This is a genomic window from Fibrobacter sp. UWT2 (assembly GCF_900142545.1).
In the GTDB taxonomy this organism is placed as follows: Bacteria; Fibrobacterota; Fibrobacteria; order Fibrobacterales; family Fibrobacteraceae; genus Fibrobacter.
On the sequence record NZ_FRBF01000017.1, the window covers coordinates 24,189 to 43,857 of the forward strand.

Annotated in this window: 16 protein-coding genes; 13 read left to right on the forward strand and 3 right to left on the reverse strand. The window is 53.5% G+C overall.

Features of this window, described 5'->3' with window-relative positions:
- The first annotated feature begins 250 nt into the window (after positions 1-250).
- Together BUA40_RS11340 and rffA are read left to right on the forward strand one after the other, a co-directional pair.
- On the forward strand, positions 251-799 hold the full coding sequence (locus BUA40_RS11340) for a DUF4143 domain-containing protein (protein WP_072800973.1): 549 nt from the start codon (positions 251-253) through the stop codon (positions 797-799).
- A gap of 86 nt (positions 800-885) precedes the next feature.
- A complete protein-coding gene (gene rffA, locus BUA40_RS11345; protein ID WP_072800974.1) occupies positions 886-2,022 on the forward strand; it encodes a dTDP-4-amino-4,6-dideoxygalactose transaminase in 1,137 nt (378 codons plus the stop codon).
- A 19-nt stretch (positions 2,023-2,041) separates the two neighbouring features.
- On the opposite strand, the gene BUA40_RS11350 is transcribed toward rffA, so the two are convergent.
- Positions 2,042-4,069 (reverse strand): glycoside hydrolase family 3 N-terminal domain-containing protein, encoded by a 2,028-nt coding sequence (locus tag BUA40_RS11350; protein WP_072800975.1) that lies wholly within the window; start codon positions 4,067-4,069, stop codon positions 2,042-2,044.
- Between the two features lie 133 nt (positions 4,070-4,202).
- On the reverse strand, positions 4,203-6,395 hold the full coding sequence (locus tag BUA40_RS11355; RefSeq protein WP_072800976.1) for an NADP-dependent isocitrate dehydrogenase: 2,193 nt from the start codon (positions 6,393-6,395) through the stop codon (positions 4,203-4,205).
- A 282-nt stretch (positions 6,396-6,677) separates the two neighbouring features.
- On the opposite strand from BUA40_RS11355, the gene pelA reads away from it, so the two are divergent.
- From pelA to BUA40_RS11375, 4 genes are all read left to right on the forward strand, one after another.
- Complete coding sequence (gene pelA, locus BUA40_RS11360) at positions 6,678-8,408, forward strand: pectate lyase (protein ID WP_083585382.1); 1,731 nt, start codon at positions 6,678-6,680, stop codon at positions 8,406-8,408.
- A 1-nt stretch (position 8,409) separates the two neighbouring features.
- The gene (locus tag BUA40_RS11365) at positions 8,410-10,530 is read left to right on the forward strand and encodes a pectinesterase family protein (RefSeq protein WP_072800977.1); all 2,121 of its coding nucleotides are present in this window, start codon (positions 8,410-8,412) and stop codon (positions 10,528-10,530) included.
- A gap of 148 nt (positions 10,531-10,678) precedes the next feature.
- Positions 10,679-11,614 carry a hypothetical protein gene (locus BUA40_RS11370; RefSeq protein ID WP_072801001.1) on the forward strand — a complete coding sequence of 312 codons (936 nt, stop codon included), beginning with the start codon at positions 10,679-10,681 and terminating at the stop codon, positions 11,612-11,614.
- The gene (locus tag BUA40_RS11375; RefSeq protein ID WP_072800978.1) at positions 11,614-13,077 is read left to right on the forward strand and encodes a M16 family metallopeptidase; all 1,464 of its coding nucleotides are present in this window, start codon (positions 11,614-11,616) and stop codon (positions 13,075-13,077) included. Before BUA40_RS11370 ends, BUA40_RS11375 begins: the two co-directional genes overlap by 1 nt.
- Before the next feature lie 52 nt (positions 13,078-13,129).
- Here the strand turns inward: BUA40_RS11375 and BUA40_RS11380 are convergent, their stop codons facing one another.
- Positions 13,130-14,029, reverse strand: a complete 900-nt coding sequence (locus tag BUA40_RS11380; protein ID WP_072800979.1) for a cation diffusion facilitator family transporter — start codon at positions 14,027-14,029, stop codon at positions 13,130-13,132.
- Positions 14,030-14,211: 182 nt separating this feature from the next.
- On the opposite strand from BUA40_RS11380, the gene BUA40_RS11385 reads away from it, so the two are divergent.
- From BUA40_RS11385 to acpP, 7 genes are all read left to right on the forward strand, one after another.
- Complete coding sequence (locus tag BUA40_RS11385; RefSeq protein ID WP_072800980.1) at positions 14,212-15,507, forward strand: efflux RND transporter periplasmic adaptor subunit; 1,296 nt, start codon at positions 14,212-14,214, stop codon at positions 15,505-15,507.
- Positions 15,508-15,548: 41 nt separating this feature from the next.
- A complete protein-coding gene (locus tag BUA40_RS11390; RefSeq protein ID WP_072800981.1) occupies positions 15,549-16,064 on the forward strand; it encodes a YceD family protein in 516 nt (171 codons plus the stop codon).
- Positions 16,065-16,066: 2 nt separating this feature from the next.
- Positions 16,067-16,255 carry a 50S ribosomal protein L32 gene (gene rpmF / locus BUA40_RS11395; protein ID WP_072800982.1) on the forward strand — a complete coding sequence of 63 codons (189 nt, stop codon included), beginning with the start codon at positions 16,067-16,069 and terminating at the stop codon, positions 16,253-16,255.
- Between the two features lie 31 nt (positions 16,256-16,286).
- Positions 16,287-17,270 carry a phosphate acyltransferase PlsX gene (gene plsX, locus BUA40_RS11400; RefSeq protein WP_072800983.1) on the forward strand — a complete coding sequence of 328 codons (984 nt, stop codon included), beginning with the start codon at positions 16,287-16,289 and terminating at the stop codon, positions 17,268-17,270.
- A 272-nt stretch (positions 17,271-17,542) separates the two neighbouring features.
- The gene (gene fabD / locus BUA40_RS11405; protein ID WP_072800984.1) at positions 17,543-18,463 is read left to right on the forward strand and encodes an ACP S-malonyltransferase; all 921 of its coding nucleotides are present in this window, start codon (positions 17,543-17,545) and stop codon (positions 18,461-18,463) included.
- 28 nt (positions 18,464-18,491) lie between these two features.
- The gene (gene fabG / locus BUA40_RS11410; RefSeq protein ID WP_072800985.1) at positions 18,492-19,232 is read left to right on the forward strand and encodes a 3-oxoacyl-[acyl-carrier-protein] reductase; all 741 of its coding nucleotides are present in this window, start codon (positions 18,492-18,494) and stop codon (positions 19,230-19,232) included.
- A 51-nt stretch (positions 19,233-19,283) separates the two neighbouring features.
- Entirely contained in the window at positions 19,284-19,523 is a 240-nt protein-coding gene (acpP, locus tag BUA40_RS11415) for an acyl carrier protein (RefSeq protein WP_072800986.1), read from the forward strand.
- The last annotated feature ends 146 nt before the right edge of the window (positions 19,524-19,669 follow it).

The window sequence follows — 19,669 nt, forward strand, 5'->3', positions numbered from 1 at the left end:
ATTAGTAATATATATACAAATCGCCCTGTCGGAACACGCGAAAACGGGAAAAAGGCTAGTTTAGTGCATATTGTATCATTCACGAATGTTAGTTGCATAATAGATTAAGCAAAAAGTGGCAAAAATTGCTTATCATGTTAAGCAGAATTCGGATTTTTGTGCCGGAAGGGCCCGTTTTTACGAAAAATGCGCATTGTTTGCGCTTTTTGTACATTATATGTCGAAAAATGTTGTTTTCTGCTGATTTTGTATGCGGAAAAATGTATACAAGAAATTTATTTACGGAGCTCTCCGTAAAGGGGCTCGTGCGACACAATACGAAGAAGCCATCGAATGGCTGGTTGATTCTGGCCTGTTATACAAGGTATCGCGTGTGTCCAGGCCCGCTTTGCCGTTAAGCATATACGAAGAACTAAACATTTTCAAGCTGTATACGCTTGACGTGGGACTGCTAGGTGCGATGGCGAATACAGACTCCTCGCAAATTCTAATTAAAAGCGACTTGATTGCTGATTTCAATGGTGGACTTGCCGAACAATTTATTCTGCAGCAAATGAAAAGTAAGCAAATAGATCCGATTTACTATCACTCAACAGATGATTCTCGGTTGGAATTGGATTTCTTAATACAGTCGGAGGGTCACCTTTTACCCATTGAAGTAAAATCGGGTGAATCTGTGCGTTCAAACTCACTTTCGATGTTATTGCAAAAAACACCTGGGCTTAGGGCTATCCGTTATTCGCTGCGCCCCTATAAGGAACAAAATTTCCTTACCAATATCCCGCTTTATGCGGTGTGATTAAATCCCCTCGAAATCGAGGGGTTTGCATTTTTTCTCTTAAAAAGAGGGCTAAATGATGTATATTTAGGTCGGAGAAAATTCCTATGACTAAGATTCCATTCAACAAACCGCCTTTTGTAGGACTTGAACTTGATTACGTAAAACAGGCCGTCGAAAGTGGCCGTATTTGTGGTGATGGCACTTACAACTTGATGTGCCACGATTGGCTTGAAAAGCATACCGGTACGGCAAAGGCGCTGTTGACCACCAGTTGCACGCATGCGCTTGAAATGTCGGCCCGCCTTTGCGACATTCAGCCCGGCGACGAGGTGATTATGCCGTCGTTTACGTTCGTGAGTACGGCAGATGCGTTTGTGTCGCAGGGAGCTAAGTGCGTGTTTGTGGACATTCGCCCCGATACCATGAATCTGGACGAAAATTTGATTGAAGCGGCCATTACCGAAAAGACGAAAGCGATTGTGCCGGTGCACTACGCGGGCGTGGCTTGCGAAATGGACAAAATCAACGAGATTGCAAAACGCCACAATCTTTTCGTGGTGGAAGATGCCGCTCAAGGCATGATGGCAACTTACAAGGGCAAGGCGCTCGGAACGCTTGGTGACTTTGGCTGCTACAGCTATCACGAAACCAAGAATTACAGCATGGGTGAGGGCGGTGCGCTGCTCATCAATGATAAAAAGTATTGCGACCGCGCCGAAATCATTCGCGAAAAGGGCACGAATCGCTGCCAGTTCCACCGCGGCGAAGTCGACAAGTACACATGGGTAGAGCTCGGCTCCAGCTACTTGCCGAGCGAACTCAACGCCGCTTACCTTTATGCGGAATTGGAATGCGCCGATGAAATTTATGACAACCGCATGGCTAGTTGGAACGCTTACCGTGAACGCTTGCAGCCGCTAGCCGACAAGGGCTTGGTTGAGTTGCCGGTTATTCCGGAGCATTGTACGCACAATGCTCACATGTTCTACCTGAAGGTCGAAGACTTGCAGACGCGTACGGCGCTTCTCAAGCACTTGGTGTACAACGGAATTCTAGCGGTGTTCCATTACGTGCCGTTGCATTCGTCGCCTGCGGGCCTGTGCTATGGCCGCTTTAACGGCGAAGATAAGTACACCACCAACGAAAGCAATCGCTTGCTGCGCCTGCCGATGTTCTTTGGCCTGAAAACTGAAGAAATTGACTTTGTCTGCAGCAAAGTGAACGAATTCTTCGGTGTTTAAATTAGGTGTATTCAGCTTTTTAGTACGTCAGCCCGTAGCCGTATGGGTATAATCCCTTTTTGCCGTCACCGACGTTAATCGGGATTTGCTTGGCGTCTTTGGGCCAGGTGTGGGGGAGTTTGCCGGTGGGCTTTACCTTGCCATAGAGAACGTCTGCAACGCCTGCGCCTTCGCTACCGGGGAGCCATGCTACGACAAATGCATCGGCAGCCTTGATGAACGAGGTGATGGGGAGCGGGCGGCCGGTGATGAGCACGACGGCGACTTTGTGGCCGGCTTTTTGCCAAGCCTTAATCTGTGCGATGTATTCGTCGGTGCTGTTGAAGGACATGTCGGTGCGGTCTTCTTTGAAAATGATTTTGTTGTTGAAATCGTCGCCGCGGTAGTCGCCGAACCATTCGGCGTAGGGGACTTCGCCGACAACGTACACGATGGTGCCGGCTTCTTCAGCGGTATTCACACGCGTGCCTTTTGCGACTTCGTCGAACCCTGCTTGAATCGATGTGGCTCCGGGGACTTCGTCGAGGGTGCCTTGCCAGCCGAGCGTCCAGGCGCCGCATTGTAGGCCGGTGTTGTTCGCGTGACTGCCGGTCACGAAGACTTTGCCGTTGGTATCCAGCGGAAGAACCTTGTTGTTCTTGAGGATGACGAGACTTTTTTGAACGGCTTCGCGGGCGATTTGACGGTGTTCGTTGCTGCCGATGTTCTTGGTAACGCCTACGTAGGCGGCGGGACCCTTGGGGTTGTCGATTCGGCCGGCGCGGATTTTGGCGCGCAATATTCTGCGGCAGGCGTCCTTGATGCGGTCTTCGCTGATATTTCCTTCGGCAAGTAGCACCTTCATGGTCTTGACAAAGTTGTGTACCGATTGCGGAACCATGGCCATGTCGAGGCCCGCGTTAATGGAAGCGCGGATGGCGTCTTTCGAAGACATGTCGGTGACTTCGCCGGCGAAGTAGTTGCCTGCAGCGCCTGGCGTCGTGGAATGTTCGATGCCTTCCCAGTCAGCAATCACGTAGCCGTCAAAGGCGAGTTCCGTCTTGAGAACGCCTGTGAGCAGGGCAGAATCGATATGCTGATGAACGCCGTTCACTTGGTTAAAGCTTGCCATGACGCTCAAAGCGCCTTGTTCGATGGCGGCTTCGTAGGGTGGCAGGTATTTTTTGTAGAGATCCTTTTTAGAGATAATGGCGTTGCCGCGGTCGTATCCTTTTTTGGTGGCTCCATCGCCGATAAAGTGCTTGATGGTGGTAATCACGCGCCATTCAGCGTCGTTGTGGTCGCCTTGTTGTCCGCGCACGAATGCGGCCCCCAGGCTCACGGCGAGTTCGGGGTCTTCGCCAAAGCCTTCGTAGACGCGGCCCCAGCGTTCATCTTGCGGTACGGTAATGGCGGGCGCGAAATTCAAGTCAATGTGGGCGGCCCACATTTCTTCGGCGACGGCTTGCCCGATTCTGCGTACAAGCGCTGAGTCGCGGGTGGCACCGAGGCCGATGTTGTGCGGAAAAATGGTTGCCCCTTTTACGTCGGCGACGCCATGCACGTTGTCTTTGCCGTAGGTGGCAGGGATTTTTTGACTCCAGGCGCTCTTGTAGAAATCGGCGGTGTAGGCACCGCCGCCTTCGAGGGCGGAACCGCAAACGCCTTCGCCGCAGTTGAGCTTGGGAACTTTCGCTTGCGTCATCTGGGCGATCATGTCGTCAATGGTCATGCCCGCCATGATTTCGTCGATTTTATTTTCGATGGGGTCGCGCTTTAAGGTAATGTTATCGTATTTCTTTTGGCCTGCGACTACGCTGAGCGTTTCGGGGAGGAACCCCGCCTTGCGCACGATGATGCTTTGGTCTTTCCTGGCGTTGCCAAGCTTGAAGGCTCCCTTGTCGTTCGTGAGTGTCCGGGCGTTTGCGAGTAGGTTCGGGAGAGTCCTGACGGTGACGGCGGCGTTGTGAACGGGTGCGCCCGATTCATCGACGACGTTGCCCGTAATGGCTGCCTGCGAAAAACCGTAGGCGGCAACAGCGAAAAGAGCGATTTTAGAGAAATTCATAATAATACCTTTCAAGGTAAATTTACATACAAAAGGTCTTAAAGAGAAAATGAATCTGCGATTTCGCGTGTACATAAGAAAACGGCCTTATTTCACGAGGAAATAAGACCGAATCTCGTTTGCTGCACGCCGATTACAGCGCGTCAATCACAGCGTTGAATTCCGCTACCGGGCGCATCCACTTCTTTAAGAGATCAGCCTTCGGCAGGTAATAGCCGCCGATATCAGCGGGTTTGCCCTGCTCGGCGGCAAACGCGGCGACAATCTTCTGCTCGTTTTCAGCGAGGGCCTTGGCGACCGGGGCGAACTTGGCGGCAAGTTCTGCGTCGTCCTTCTGGGCGGCAAGGGCCTCGGACCAGTAGAGGGCCAGGTAGAAGTGTGAACCGCGGTTGTCGAGTTCGCCGATTTTGCGGGCAGGCGTGCGGTTGAATTCGAGAATCTTGCCGTTGGCTTCGTCGAGCGTGTCGGCCAAGACTTTCGCCTTCTTGTTGCCGTCCTTCAGCGCGACCTGTTCGAAGGCGGGTACCAGCGCGAAGTATTCACCGAGGGAATCCCAGCGGAGGTAGTTCTCGGCGAGGAACTGCTGCACCTGCTTGGGGGCAGAACCGCCTGCACCTGTTTCGTAGAGGCCACCGCCAGCCATCAAGGGCACGATGCTGAGCATCTTGGCAGAAGTTCCGACTTCGAGAATCGGGAAAAGGTCGGTGAGGTAGTCGCGCATCACGTTGCCGGTGACGCCGATGGTATCGAGACCGGCTTTCGCGCGCTTCATGGTTTCGACAATCGCCTTGCGCGGGCTCATAATCTTGATGTCAAGGCCGTTCAAGTCGTGTTCCGGCAAGTAGGCTTCCACCTTCTTCTGGATTTCGCGGTCGTGAGCGCGTTCCGGGTCAAGCCAGAAAATCGCAGGCGTGTTGCTGAGGCGGGCGCGTGTCACAGCGAGTTTCACCCAGTCGCGCACCGGAGCGTCCTTGGCCTGGCACATGCGGAAAATGTCACCTGCTTCAACATTCTGCTGCAAAAGAACTTCGCCCTTGCTGTTCACGGCGCGAATGACGCCCTTGCCCTTTGCAACGAAAGTCTTGTCGTGGCTGCCGTATTCTTCGGCGCCCTGGGCCATGAGACCCACGTTCGGCACAGTGCCCATCGTCTTCGGATCGAATGCGCCGTTCTGTTTGCAGAATTCAATCGTCTCGTCGTAAATGCCGGCGTAGCAGCGGTCCGGAATGCAGGCAATCGTCTCTTGCAGCTTGCCTTCCTTGTTCCACATGCAGCCAGAATTGCGGATCATCGCAGGCATCGAGGCGTCGATAATCACGTCGCTCGGCACATGCAGATTCGTAACGCCCTTCGCGGAATCGACCATTGCGAGGTCCGGACCCGCAGCAAGAGCGGCGTCAATGGCTGCCTTAACTTCAGCCTCGTGAGCATTGCCTTCGAGGCGCTTGTACAAATCACCCAGACCGTTGTTGGCATCGATGCCCAGTTCCTTGAACAGGTCAGCGTACTTCGTAAACACATCCTTGAAGAACACGCGCACGAATGCACCGAACAGCACCGGGTCAGAGACCTTCATCATGGTGGCCTTCAGATGCACCGAGAACAGCAGGCCCTTCGCCTTGGCTTCGGCCATCGCATTGGCGATAAACTTTTCAAGCGATGCCATGCGCATCACGGTGGCATCGATGATTTCGCCCTTCAGAAGCGGCTTGGCGGCGCGGAGTTCCGTAACTTCGCCTGCTTCATTGACAAATTCAATCTTGAACGTGTCGGCGTCGGCCATGGTGATGGACTTTTCGTTGCCGTAAAAGTCGTCCGCATCCATGCTCGCCACGTGAGTCTTCACGGAGGTGTTCCAGTTGCCGTTACTGTGCGGGTTGTTACGGGCAAAGTTCTTCACTGCCTTAGGGGCGCGACGGTCGGAGTTGCCTTGGCGAAGTACCGGGTTCACGGCAGAACCCTTCACCTTGTCGTACTTGGCGCGGATTGCCTTTTCTTCGTCGTTCGCCGGAGCGTCCGGGTAATCGGGCACGTCAAAGCCATTCTTCTGGAGTTCGGCGATGGCGGCTTTGAGCTGCGGTACAGAAGCCGAAATGTTCGGGAGCTTGATGATGTTTGCGTCCGGTTCAAGCGTAAGCTTGCCGAGGAAATCCAGGTCGTCGCTCGCCTTGCCGAAGGCGGCCAGAATGCGGCCCGGCAGCGAGATGTTCTTGGTTTCTACATCGATATCGGCGGCCTTTGCAAAACCGCGCACGATGGGGAGCAGGGATTGAGTCGCCAGGAACGGCGACTCGTCAGTCAGAGTATAGTAAATCTTGGTATTCATACGGGGGGTAAAGATAGAAATTTCAGGGCGTTCCACGGTTCACCGAGGCGGGCTGTACTCGCTAATAAAAAAATTTGTTGTTTGCCTAATTGTGGACTGTAATTTCTGTAAATTTTTATCATTATTTTACTCAAAAACCTTTGTTTTTACGCAAATGTGGACTAAAATACGCGCAAAAGTTGTCCGTGGACTACGAAAAAAGTGCTTTTGTTTGACCGCAACCTCTATAAATAAGGTAGATTTAAAACGAATGTGCGGGTATGCCCGCAAAATGAGGATGCTATGAGTGTTTGGAAGTTGCCTGCGCCGGTCATGGGCGCGTTCGGTTTGATGTTTGCGGTGTCGTCGTATGCGGCGGATTATGTTCCCCCTGCAACGGCGGTTTCGAAGGTTAACAGCTACCGCGGCTATTCGGAGTTGACTTCGGCCGCGTCTGGCATGGACATTGACCAATATGCCTACAACATGACCACGTGGCAGATTGGCAACGGCGGTTTTTACAAGGCGATGGCCGACAAGTACAAGAGTGCCTATTCCGGTGGACAAAAGTCGGAATGGCGCGCCAAGGATGGCGGCGACCTCGGCACCATCGACAACAATGCGACCATTCAAGAAATGCGCTTGCTGGCGGTGCGTTACAAGGAGACGACCAACGGCAATTACAAGGCGGCTTTCAAGACGAGTTTTAACAAGGCCGTGAACTTTTTGCTGACTATGCAGCGTTCCAAGGGCGGGCTTCCGCAGGTGTGGCCCAAGCGCGGAAACTATTCGGACCAAATTACGCTGAACGACAACGCCATGATTCGCGCAATGGTCACGATGATGGACATTGCAAACAAGACTTCGCCGTTTGATTCCGATATCATTGATGATGCGACTCGCGCCAAGATGCAAGGGGCGATGGACAAGGCAATTGACTACTTGCTCAAGGCGCAGATTGTGAATAACGGAAATTTGACGGTGTGGTGTGCCCAGCATGACACGAACAGTCTCGCTCCGGTGGGAGCCCGCGCTTACGAACTTCCGAGTAAGTCTGGCAACGAATCGATGGGCGTGGTGTGGTTCCTGATGAACTGGCCGGAACAGACCGAGGCAATCCAGAAAGCGGTCAAAGGGGCCATTTCCTGGTACAAGAAAAACAAGCTGAAAGACAAAGCCTTTAGCAAGACTGCCGGTGTAGTCGACAAGGCGGGCTCTTCGTTGTGGTTCCGCTTTTACGAGGTGAATAGCGACGACTACTTTTTCTGCGACCGCGACGGGGCCAGCACCAAGACGCAGGACTTTATGAAGATTAGCGAGGAACGCCGCACGGGTTACCAGTGGGCAGGCGACTACGGCAGCGCAATCCTTTCGACAGAATCCGCATATTTGGAAGCGCTTGAAAAGATGTCTGGCACCTACGTTCCGCCTCCGCCGCCGGCAGTACTTTGCGGGAGCGATACCTGCAAGACATTCATCGATGGCGTGAACTTTGTAGACATCAAGGGCGCTAAAGAAGCGACCAACACGGGCTTTGTGGGCGAGGGCTACGCCAATGTAGACAACGAAACGGGTAGCTACGTAACTTACGGCGTGACCGCTGCGAAGGCGGGCGAATACGATTTGACAATTCGCTTTGCAAATGGTGGCTCTAGCGCTCGCGACTACGACATATACGTGGGCGATGTGCTTGTTGTTCAAGGCGTGAGCATGGGTTCTACTGGTGGCTGGACCACTTGGGAGGCACAAACCATTAAGGTGCCGCTCGAAAAGGGCTACAGCGAACTCAAGTTTGTGAGCACCTCGAAAGACGGCATGGCAAACATCGATTACGTTGGCTGGATGAGCGCTGACCTGTACGCCGGCGAAAAGGATATCGGTGGAACGACCGTGATCGGGACACGCGCTGTGCAGGCGGTTCCGGCAAATGCTGCCGCCCGCTACTACGTAGACTTCGGTAGCCGCGATAACGCTACTGGCGTTTACCTGAAGAAAGCAAACGGCAAAATCTTCCGCATCAACGGAGCGAGGTGATATGTTGAATAAGATTTTTGTTTGTGCGGCTTTAGGCTTCGCAGTTTCTGCCTCCGCAGTCGAAAAAAAGAAAATCGATTTCGTGGTCGGTGTCGATGGCGACTTTAAGGCGGCCATGAGCAAGGCTGCGTCTTCGGGCGCGAGCGAATCGAACCATTTCGTTATCTTCTTCCCCGATGGCGAATACAACATCGGAAGCCTTACCGGCGACAGCAACCAGATGACGACTTTCACGGCGTCGAATACTTCGCTCGTGGGGCAAAGTGCCGACAAGACGGTTCTTTACAACAAGTCCATTAACGAAGGCATTAGCGTGACCGCGACTCTCAAGGTGAGCGCAAACAGCGTGTACATGCAAGACATTACGCTTTACAACAAGGCAAACTACGGGAATGAAGCCAACTGCGGCAGCGCCTGCCGCCACGACGCGCTCATGACTGTGGGCGACAAGCTTGTATACAAGAACGTAAAGCTCCTGAGTACGCAGGATACCTATTACACCAAGCTGAACAACAACAAGAAGGGCCGCAGCTATTGGGAAAACGGACAGATCGAAGGTACGGTCGACTTTATTTGCGGTGACGGCGATGTGTTCTTTGAAGGAACGAACCTAGTGATGCGCCGTAGCGGCGGCTACATTACCGCCTCGCAGAACAATACCGATTGGGGTTACGTGTTCAACAACACGACAATCACCGTGACGAACAGCAGCTTTAACGGCACGTTCTACTTGGGGCGTTCGTGGGGAACTGCAAGAACAGTTTTCTTGAACACCAAGATGATTGCGCAGCCCACAGCCGAAGGCTGGCAAAAGAACATGAATTCGGCGCCCAAGGTCTTTGGCGAATACAACAGCAAAGACGGCAACGGGAACGCGGTGAACACGAGCAAACGTCGAACCTACTTTGACGGCAGCAAAGATGGCTCTACCGCGACGCTCAAGACGGTATGGGACGCAAACGATGCCGCCAAGTACACACTCCAGAACGTGCTCAAGGGTAGCGACAACTGGGATCCGACCAAGTTGACGGCGCAGGCAAATACTCCGAAAATTGAGCAGCAAGGTGCCGAAATCGTATGGGCCGACGACAATAATGCTCGTGCCTGGGTGGTGTTTGTAAACGGCAAGTACAAAACGAATGTGACGGCACCTAGTTTCTCGCTTGATGGCGTTGCCACGGGCTCCAAGATTACGGTGCGTGCGGCTAACAGCAGGGGCGGTCTCGGCGCAAGTTCCAACGAAGTCGCAACAGTCGATGCGAATGCGACTTATTACAAAGTAACGCTCGGTGAAACCTTTGGCGGTAAAATTACGACAAACCTCAATGGCGATAAAGTCATGGAAGGCAAAGAGGCTGTATTCACGGCTGCAGCCAACGCGGGCTGGAAATTCGCGGGCTGGAGCGGCAAGAGTGCTGCCGGAATCGATGCCGAAAAATCTCCGGTGACCATTAAGGCTACAGGCGATATTGAACTTACGGCGAAATTCGTGGGCGATGGCTCTAACGTGTTTCAGGCGGAAGACGGTATCATTACGAATGCCGCTGCCGAAAGCAACAATGCGGGCTTTAATGGAACCGCCTTCGTGAACTTTGCAGCCGGCGACTTGAGCATGATTCAAGTGCCCGTATATGCTGAAGTCGCGGGCGAGTATGAAGTTGTGGTGCGCTATGCGAACGGTAGCGGCAATGCACGCAGCCTGGCGGCCGCGGCCCCGGGCGTGTGCTCTGCCGGCATTGACGGTTGTAAGAGTGCCGAGTCGCTTTCCTTTGCGGCGACCACGAATTGGACGACTTGGGAAACGCTTTCGTTCAAGGCGAAACTCGCCGAGGGCGCGGGCTACATGACGTTTGCGACTGTGGGCGGTAACGATGGCCCGAACCTGGACCAGGTGGAACTCAAGTTGGTGAAGGCCGATGGAACGACTGTGATTCGCGGGCTTGCAACGCCGGGCCAGCAGTTGGTCCCGACAACTCGCGTTCGCCTGTTTACCTTGACGGGACAACTGATTCGCGAATCCGTAGGCTCAAGCGTAAGCACCGAAAATCTGGCACCGGGCATGTACCTGCTGCAGCGTGGCGACGGCTCCCTACTCCGCCAGCAAATCATCCGCGTGAAGTGACAAAAGGCGTTAGCTTTTTTGTCATCCTGAGCTTGTCGAAGGATCTCTGTTGCGTTTAGATTCTTCGACTACGCAACTACGTTGCTTCGCTCAGAATGACACGTTCGTGTCACTTCTTATTGTCAGCTTTTACTATATTGCTCCCTGTATGTTAGGTATTGAGCAGAAAAAAGGAAATGACGACAACCTGTGCGGGCGCATGATTGCCTATGCCAAGATTTTGCCGAACCCCGACGAACGCGATAGCGGCACACCGTTCGATGACATGATCAAGAACGGGCTCTTGGCGCTCGAAGGCGATTTCCGCATGTTCTCGCCGCGCGTACCTAGCAAGAAGGCGATTGACCGTGCTGTCGATGACAAGCTGAACGACATGCTGGAATCGATGCAGGCCGAAGGCGTGGAACTCCCGCCCGATATGGATGTAGAGCAGATGCGCGAACGCCTGCACGAACTTTCGAGCATGGAAGTCATTCCGATTCCGGCAAAGATCGGTAACTTTAACCGCGAAGAGGACATTCTCGCCGAAGACGCCGACATTTATTACATCGGTGAATTCATTGGCGCGGGGCAGGCTCACTTTTGCCTCACGACGCTCCCGATTTATTACCAGGCAAGGTTCCGCGAACAGGCCCGCAAAAAAGAGATGGACTTTTTGAACGAGGCGCTCACGCAGATTGAATCCGGCGAATTTATGGATACCGACGACCTGCAGAACGATACCGAAGAGTTGTTCCCGAAGGGGCTCACGCTGAATACCTTCGTGGGCGACTTGGGCAAGCTTTTGAACGTGCGCGTGATTCCGTTCTTGCTTGCGCTCGAAACCGACGCCCAGTACGATGAACAAATCAAGCTGTTTTATGACTTTATGAAGGGCTACCCGGCAAAGGCCGATATCAAGCTGATTGACTTGGCCATTCGCGACTTGCGCAGTCAAAAGGATTCTGCGCTGGCGCGCCGCATTCTGGAACTGGGTTGCCAAAAAATCGATGCCATCTACAACGAAGATACGCAGAAGGCAAACGAAATCGCACAGGAAATTATCAAGTTCGCTAAAGATAAAAGTAGCGGGGAGCAGTCGTAATGAATTGGCTCAATAAAATTTCGTGGGGTGTGGCGCTGGTCGCCGCCTTGTTTACGCAGTCTTTTGCCCAGGTGAACTTGGTGGTTCACAAAGAAGTTTTGCCGAACGGGCTCACGGTGCTTTTGCACCCGAACAAGCAGGCACCTACGGTGAGCTGCCGCCTGTTCTATGTGACGGGTTCCGTGCACGAAGTTCCGGGGAAGTCCGGCCTTGCGCATATTCTTGAACATGAACTCTTTAAGGGAACCAAGAAGGTGGGCATTACCGACAGCATTGCCGACGCCAAGTTCATGGCCACACAAGATAGCCTGCAGGCACTCATCCGTCCGGCGATTTTGGCGGGCGATACCGCGAAGGTGAAAAAGCTCACCGCCGAGCACGATTCCGTGGTGAACGAACACCGCAAGATTTTTGTGAAGGACGAACTCTGGGGCGCTTACCAGGCCGCAGGCGGCACGGGCTTGAACGCTTTCACCAGCGACCTCATGACCGCCTACATCGTGACGCTCCCGAAGAATAAAATTGAACTGTTCATGTGGCTGGAATCCGATCGTATGCAGAACGCCGTGCTGCGCGAATTCTATTCCGAACGTATGGTGGTGCGCGAAGAACGCCGCATGCGCTACGATGACAAGCCCACGGGTCGTTTCTACGAAACGCTGAATTCCATGATTTACGAAGCCTTCCCGTATCGTGTGCCGACCATTGGTTGGCCGAGCGACATTATGAACTTGACTCGAGAAATGGCCGACGAACATTACCGCAAGTATTACAAGCCGCGCAATGCGATTCTCGTGCTGGCAGGTGACATTGATACGACCTCCACGATGGAAATGGTGAAGAAGTACTTTGGCCCGATTCCGACGGGCGAGGCTTTCCCGCCGCTTACGATTCGTGACCCCGAACAGGCCGGCGAAAAGCGCCTGACCGTAAAGCGCCCGGATGCTCCGAACCTTTATACTCTAGTGTTTACGACTCCTGAAGTGGGTAACCAGATTCTTTACCCGCTGGACATTGCCGAAGGTGTTTTGAATGGCCGCTCCGGCAGACTTTACAAGCGCCTGATTCAAGAAGAAAAGCTCGCCGTGAGTGTGAAGGCTTCGAATTCGCCGAACAAGTATGTTTCTGAATTCGGCGTGACGGTGAACCTGCGTCCGGATGCCGACCCTGCGAAAGTCGAAAAAATCGTGTGGGAAGAATTGGAACGCTTGAAGACTGAAACCGTGAGCGAACGCGACTTCCAGAAGGTGAAGAATCACGCCTACGCTGGCTTGGTACGCAGCTTGACCGATATGGAAAATGTTGCGACCATGCTTGCCTGGTACGAAATGTACGGCGATTACCGCATCTTCCTCAACTGGGCAGATGAACTCAATAAGGTGACCGCCGCTGACGTGCAGGCTGCCGCTCAGAAGACCTTCGTCCGCGAAAAGAGCGTCGCCGGCTTCCTACTGAAGAAGTAGCATTGTCATGCCGGCTTGAATCGTCATGCCGGGCTTGACCCGGCATCAGCTTTTATACTTTCTTAGGATCGTACGGGTCGATGTGCACGAGCGCATCGACTACATTTTCACCCGCATCAATAATACGGCGTTCCACCTCTTCGGCCAAATCATGCGCTGCCAAAAGTGTCATGTCGGCGGGAACGACCACATGCAAATCCACATGCAAATCGCTGCCCACGTAACGCGTGCGGAACCCGTGAATGCTAATCACATTTGGGCAGGCGAGTGCGATTTCGCGCAACTTTTGGGCCACTTCGGCGCTTGCGCCTTCGTCGGCCACGCGGTGGATTCCCGGCCAAGCAATCTCAAAGCCCGAATGTAGAATGAAAACGGAAACGATAATCGCACCTACGGAGTCTGCAAACCAGAGCGTCGGACAAAGAATGCCGAACAGGACCGCGACCAAGACCGGAATAGAACTATAGGCGTCACTCCTATGGTGCCAAGCGTTTGCCTCGACGGCTTCGCTGCGAATCGCGCGACCCTTCGCCCGCGTGTAGCGGAAAAGCGCCTCTTTCACGATAATCGAAACCGCCGCCATAATCGCCGCAATCCATTCGGGGTGCGACTGCTCGCCGTTTTTAAGTGCCACGACTGCATTGTAACCGAGGCCAATGCCCACGGCGCAAACCGCAAGCCCGATTCCGACCGAAATCAGTGTCTCGAATCGCCTGTGCCCATACGGGTGCTCCGCATCGGGCGGCGAATTCCAAAAACGTGACCCGACGATAATCGCGATGTCCGTGGTAAAATCAGACGCACTGTGAATGGCGTCGGCAATAAGTGCTTGAGACCCGCCAAAATAACCCGCAAAAAACTTGCCAACCGACAAGGCGACGTTCCAGCCGAGCCCCACCCACGTGACGCGGCGAACCTCGGAACTGTCATCTTTTTTTGCAATGCGAGTCATAATCTAGACGAAAGAATGGCGGATGTGTCATCCTGAGCGTAGCCTGTAGGGCGTAGTCGAAGGATCTTGAGCATAATATAAAAAAATGGGGATAAACTCTTGTAAATAGGCAACCTTTTGCGGTGCATACGCATCTAATTATTCGAAAAACGGGTAAGACTTTCTATTTTTAGGTCGCATCTATGAAAAAGCTTTTGAAAATTCTCATCCTCCTCGTGATTCTTGGCGCTATCGCTTATGGCGTCAAGATGTTCTTTTTTTCCGAGAAGGCGAGCGCTGCCGCAGGCCCGCTCGTAAGCACCAAGGTGGTGCAGACCACAATCTCGACCACCATTTCGGCAACTGGTACGTTGGAACCTGTCGACCAGGTGGAAGTCGGTACGCAGGTGTCGGGCGACATCGCCAAAATCAACGTCGACTTTAATTCCAAGGTCAAAAAAGGCCAGATTATCGCCGAACTGGACAAATCCAAGCTCAAGGCCACGCTCACGCAGGCTGAAATTGCCTTCCGTAGCGCCGAAACCGACTATAAGTATAAGGAATCGACCTACAACCGCGTCAAGAAACTTTCCGAAAGCCATTCCGCAAGCGCTGTGGAACTGGAAACTGCCGAATACAACATGAATTCGGCAAAGCTCTCCGTTGAACGCAGCCAGAACGAAGTCAACCAGGCTCGACTTAACTTGAGCTATGCAACCATCAAGAGCCCCATTGATGGCGTAGTCCTGAAGCGCGCCGTTGAAGTCGGCCAGACGGTGGCCGCCTCCATGAGTACTCCTACTTTGTTCGTAATCGCCAAGGACTTGAGCCAAATGAAGGTGATGGCCGCCGTAGATGAAGCGGACATCGGTCAGGTGAAGCAAGGCCAGCGTGTTACCTTCACCGTAGACGCTTTTCAGAACGAAACTTTCAACGGCTCGGTGCAAGAAGTCCGCCTGAATCCGACGACCACGAGCAACGTGGTGACTTACACCGTCGTGATTACCGCCGAGAACCCGGAACAGAAACTGCTACCCGGCATGACGGCGACCTGCACCATCGTGACCCAGGAAATCACCGACGCCATCGCGATCCCGGTGAAGGCTCTCAAGTTTACTCCTGCTGACGGTACCCCGATGGCTGAACCGCCCAAGGGCATGCGCCCGCCGCACCCCGAATCCGGCGATTCTACCGCCAGCGACTTCCCGAAAGGCGACTTTAAGAAGGGTGATTTTCCACCCATGCCGCCCAAGTCCTTCAAAAAACGCCCCGACGGCAAAAAGCCTAGCGGCAACCTCGTGTGGGTCAACATCGACGGCAAGGCGGCGCCTCGCCGTGTCAAGACAGGCATCAGCGACGGCGTGAACATCCAGATTCTCAAGGGGCTTTCCGTGGGCGATTCCGTGGTCGTAAGCCAAGAAACCCTCGGCGCTACCAAGGAAAAGTCCGCCGCCAGCAGCCCGTTCATGCCCGGACCCCCCGGCAAAAAGAAGAAGTAAACATTGACTTGTATCCCGGTTTTTACTAAATTTGGGCTACTTTGAGATTAGATATCGCACAAAAACTTGTTGATTCCGAAGACCGCCGGGTGGTCTGGTCCCGCTCCGATGCCCCCGAAATCTTCGACGAACTGCACCTCAAGGGCGACCTGGTAGCCGAGGTGCTGGTAAGCCCCGAAGGCGAAAGCAAGTGTCTTGTGACCGGTACAATCTCCGGAGTGCAAACTCTGACCTGCTCCCGTACCTTGGAGCCGTTCGACCGCCCCTTTTCGACTGAAATCGTGGCTGAAATAACGCGCACCGGGGTTTCGCAACAGGAACTCGATGAAGACGATGTAGACGTCTTTGCCTACCGAATTCCTCAGGGGCAGAACTTCGTGGACCTTTCCGAGTGCATCCGACAGCTGGTTATTCTACAAGAACCGCAAGCACCCGTGAAAAATCCTGACGAAGATTTTATCTTTGTAACAAACAAACCCGCCGACGAGGAACCTCAAAGCGACCCTCGTTGGGACAAACTCAAGGCTCTTAAGAGCAAAATGGAAAATAGGAGTTAAAAATGGCAGTACCTAAAAGAAAAACCTCGACCGCCCGTCGTGACAAGCGCCGCACCCACTGGAAGATGGAAGTGCCCGCTATGGCTACCTGCGATCATTGCGGTTCCGTGAAGCGCCCGCACCGCGTGTGCCCGGTTTGCGGCTACTACAATGGTGTCGAAGTGATCAACATGAAGGATGCCGAAGCCTAATTAACGGTTCTACTGTTGTAAGGAGATGTCCATGGTAAAAGTTGCTCTTGATGCTCTCGGTGGCGATTTCGCCCCGGACGTAGTGATTGAAGGTGCGGTTAACGCCGTCAACAAGAACGAAAACCTGCATGTGGTTCTGTGCGGACCGGAGGCCGAGGTCAAGGCTAAGCTCGAAAAGCTTGGCTATGCTGGCAAAGGCATTTCTGTGGTCGATGCACCGGATCCCGTGGCCATGGACGAACATCCTGTCGAAGTCCTCAAGAAGAAGCCCCATTCCGGCTTGGTGACTTGCGTCGCCTTGCAGAAGAAGGGCATGGTAGATGCCTCCGTGAGTGCCGGTAACTCTGGTGCCATGATGGCTAGCTGCCTTATGCTTCTTGGCCGTACTACAGACAAATTCAGCCGTCCGCCTATCGGCTGCGTGATTCCGACCGCTGACCGTCCGATCATCTTGGTCGATGCCGGTGCAAACGTCGATGAACGCGCTGCTACCTTGGTGGATTTTGCCATTGCAGGTTCCGCTTTCGCCGAGACCTACTTCGGTTACGAAAAGCCAAAGGTTGGCCTCCTCAATATGGGCGAAGAAGAACACAAGGGCCCGGCTGTGTTGCAGGAAGCTCACCAGTTGCTGAAGGCTGCTCCGGTGAACTTTATCGGTAACATCGAAGGCGAAACGCTTATCGAAGGCGTGGCCGATGTGGTGGTGACCTCCGGCTTTACGGGTAACGTTGTTTTGAAGATGCTCGAAGGCTTCTACGAACTTCACAAGAAGATGTTCGGTGTCATCGATACCCCGAATGGTCGTCGTTTCGACGAAATGTGGGACTACCGTATGACGGGTGGCGCCTTGCTGCTCGGCCTGAACGGTACCGGCATCATTGCTCACGGCCGTTCCGATGCTCTCGCTATCGAAAAGGCTGTGGAAGTGGCTGCCAAGTACGCCGAAAAGGGCGTGTCCAAGAACGTCAACGAACGCCTGCTCGCTATCAAGGATGATTCCTCCGAAGCAAAGTAAGCTTTCTAATTAGCTTATTTGAAACCAGGTTTCAGGAACCCCGAAAAAATCGGGGTTCTTTTTTTTAGACTGAATTGTCATGCCGCACTTGATGCGGCATCAGCTTTTTAGACAGAATTTTCATAAACTCGCTTGTTATGGAAATGTGCTAAAAACCTTATATTTACAATTTCTTGTATACAGGGGCTGACGGTTCGTTTCCGCCTGTCCTTATTTTCTAAATTGTAGCGCGAAACAATAAAATGCGGTCTAGCCGCAGAGGTTTATTTATAATGTCTAAGACGATTCTTCTTTTCCCTGGCCAGGGTGCCCAGTATGTAGGCATGGGCCAGACGCTCGCTTCTACTTTTGAACCGGCCAAGAAACTCATGCAGCAGGCCGACGAAATTCTCGGTTTCTCGCTCTCCAAGCTCATGGCCGAAGGCCCCGAAGATGTTCTGAAGAGCACCGACAACACGCAGCCGGCTCTGTTTACGGTGTCCGCTATGGTCATGGAACTCCTCAAGTCCGAAGGCTTTGCCTTTGACTATGTGGCTGGTCACTCCCTCGGTGAATACTCTGCCATTTACGCCGCCGGCGGTTTCAGCTTCGAAGAAGGCCTCCGCTTGGTGCGTACCCGTGGCGAACTCATGGCTAGCGCCGGTTCCAAGAACCCGGGTGCCATGGCTGCTATCATGGGCCAGGACGAAGCCAAGATTCTTGAACTTTGCGAAGCCGTAAAGGATGCTGGTACCGTGGTTCCGGCAAACATCAACTGCCCGGGTCAGATTGTCGTGTCCGGTGCGGTCGCTGGCGTGAACAAGCTCGTCGAAAACTGCGCTGCTGCCGGTATCAAGGCCATTCCGCTTGCCGTGTCTGGCGCCTTCCACAGCCCGCTCATGCAGTTCGCTCAGGCAGGCCTTGCCGAAGCGATTGCCAAGACCAAGTTTAACGATGTCGAAAAGCCGGTCATCGCCAACGTGATTGCCGAACCGGTCACGAAGGGCTCTGAAATCGCTGACCTCCTGGTGCGCCAGCTGGTGTCTCCGGTTCGCTGGAACGACTGCATGAACAAGGCTATGTCTCTGGGCGTGACCCAGGGTGTCGAAGTGGGCTCCGGCAAGGTGCTCATGGGCCTCATGCGCAAGATCAGCCGCGACGTGAAGGTCACTCCGGTCGAAACGATCGAAGCTTTCCAGGCTCTCAAGGGATAATTTTAACTACAAACCACAGGTAACTACTATGGGTAAACTTACTGGTAAAAAGGCAATCGTGACCGGCGCTTCTCGCGGTATCGGTCTTGCCATTGCAACCAAGCTCGCCAGCGAAGGTGCTGACGTCGCCATCCTTTCCACCTCGGTCAAGGAAGAATTGGCCGCCAAACTTTCCGCCGAACTTGGGGTGCAGGTCAAGAGCTATGCTTGCAATGTGGCCGACTCCGAAACGGTGCAGAACGTGTTCAAGCAGATCATTGCTGACATGGGCACGGTTGACATTCTGGTGAACAACGCCGGTATTACCCGCGATGGCCTGCTGATGCGCATGAAGGACGAAGACTTCGACGCCGTGATCGCCACGAACCTGCGTTCCGTGTTCCTTTGCACCCGCGCTGTCGCCCGCACCATGATGGGCAAGCGTACTGGCCGCATTATCAACATTTCGAGCATTAACGCCCTGCACGGTCAGGCCGGTCAGGCCAACTACGCCGCTGCCAAGGCTGGCATTATCGGTATGACCCGCTCTAACGCCATGGAATTTGCCTCTCGCGGTATTACCGTGAACGCGATTGCCCCCGGTTTTATCGGTACCGACATGACCGCCGCCATGGATGAGGCTACCAAGGAAAAGTATGCCGCCCAGATTCCGCTCGGCCGCATCGGAAAACCCGAAGATATTGCCAACGCTGCCGCATTTTTGGCATCGGACGACGCCTGCTACATCACCGGCCAGATTCTTGGCGTCGATGGTGGGTTGAACGCCTAGGCATTTTTTACTAAATTTGAACTCAAACAATCAATCCAAATGGAGATTACAATGAACGAAGAAATTTTCAAGAAGGTCACCGCTGTTATCGTTGACAAGCTCGGCGTTAAGGCTGAAGATGTGAAGCCGGAATCCGAATTCGGTAACGACCTCGGTGCCGACTCCCTCGACCGTGTGGAACTCGTGATGGCCCTCGAAGACGAATTCGAAGTCGAAATCCTCGACTCCGACGCCGAAAAGTTTGCCAAGGTTGCCGACGTGGTTGCCTTCATCGAAGCTAAGAAGGCTTAATTTATTAGCCTCTCTCGATAAGAAACTAGACTGGGTGGCCCGGAATGGGTTGCCCTTTCTTTTTGAGCGATGAGGCCGCTCGTAAACTCGCTTTGAGGTCGCTTCGCTTTGGGGTTTGTAGATATCCTCTTACCTCAGAGGCGCGT

Coding starts and splice junctions, on each gene's coding strand:
- BUA40_RS11350 (WP_072800975.1), bottom strand. CDS start 4,069: ATGAATTTCTCTAAAATCGCTCTTTTCGCTGTTGCCGCCTACGGTTTT.
- BUA40_RS11370 (WP_072801001.1), top strand. CDS start 10,679: ATGTTAGGTATTGAGCAGAAAAAAGGAAATGACGACAACCTGTGCGGG.
- BUA40_RS11385 (WP_072800980.1), top strand. CDS start 14,212: ATGAAAAAGCTTTTGAAAATTCTCATCCTCCTCGTGATTCTTGGCGCT.
- rffA (WP_072800974.1), top strand. CDS start 886: ATGACTAAGATTCCATTCAACAAACCGCCTTTTGTAGGACTTGAACTT.
- BUA40_RS11365 (WP_072800977.1), top strand. CDS start 8,410: ATGTTGAATAAGATTTTTGTTTGTGCGGCTTTAGGCTTCGCAGTTTCT.
- plsX (WP_072800983.1), top strand. CDS start 16,287: ATGGTAAAAGTTGCTCTTGATGCTCTCGGTGGCGATTTCGCCCCGGAC.
- pelA (WP_083585382.1), top strand. CDS start 6,678: ATGAGTGTTTGGAAGTTGCCTGCGCCGGTCATGGGCGCGTTCGGTTTG.
- acpP (WP_072800986.1), top strand. CDS start 19,284: ATGAACGAAGAAATTTTCAAGAAGGTCACCGCTGTTATCGTTGACAAG.
- BUA40_RS11355 (WP_072800976.1), bottom strand. CDS start 6,395: ATGAATACCAAGATTTACTATACTCTGACTGACGAGTCGCCGTTCCTG.
- BUA40_RS11380 (WP_072800979.1), bottom strand. CDS start 14,029: ATGACTCGCATTGCAAAAAAAGATGACAGTTCCGAGGTTCGCCGCGTC.
- BUA40_RS11340 (WP_072800973.1), top strand. CDS start 251: ATGCGGAAAAATGTATACAAGAAATTTATTTACGGAGCTCTCCGTAAA.
- fabG (WP_072800985.1), top strand. CDS start 18,492: ATGGGTAAACTTACTGGTAAAAAGGCAATCGTGACCGGCGCTTCTCGC.
- BUA40_RS11375 (WP_072800978.1), top strand. CDS start 11,614: ATGAATTGGCTCAATAAAATTTCGTGGGGTGTGGCGCTGGTCGCCGCC.
- rpmF (WP_072800982.1), top strand. CDS start 16,067: ATGGCAGTACCTAAAAGAAAAACCTCGACCGCCCGTCGTGACAAGCGC.
- fabD (WP_072800984.1), top strand. CDS start 17,543: ATGTCTAAGACGATTCTTCTTTTCCCTGGCCAGGGTGCCCAGTATGTA.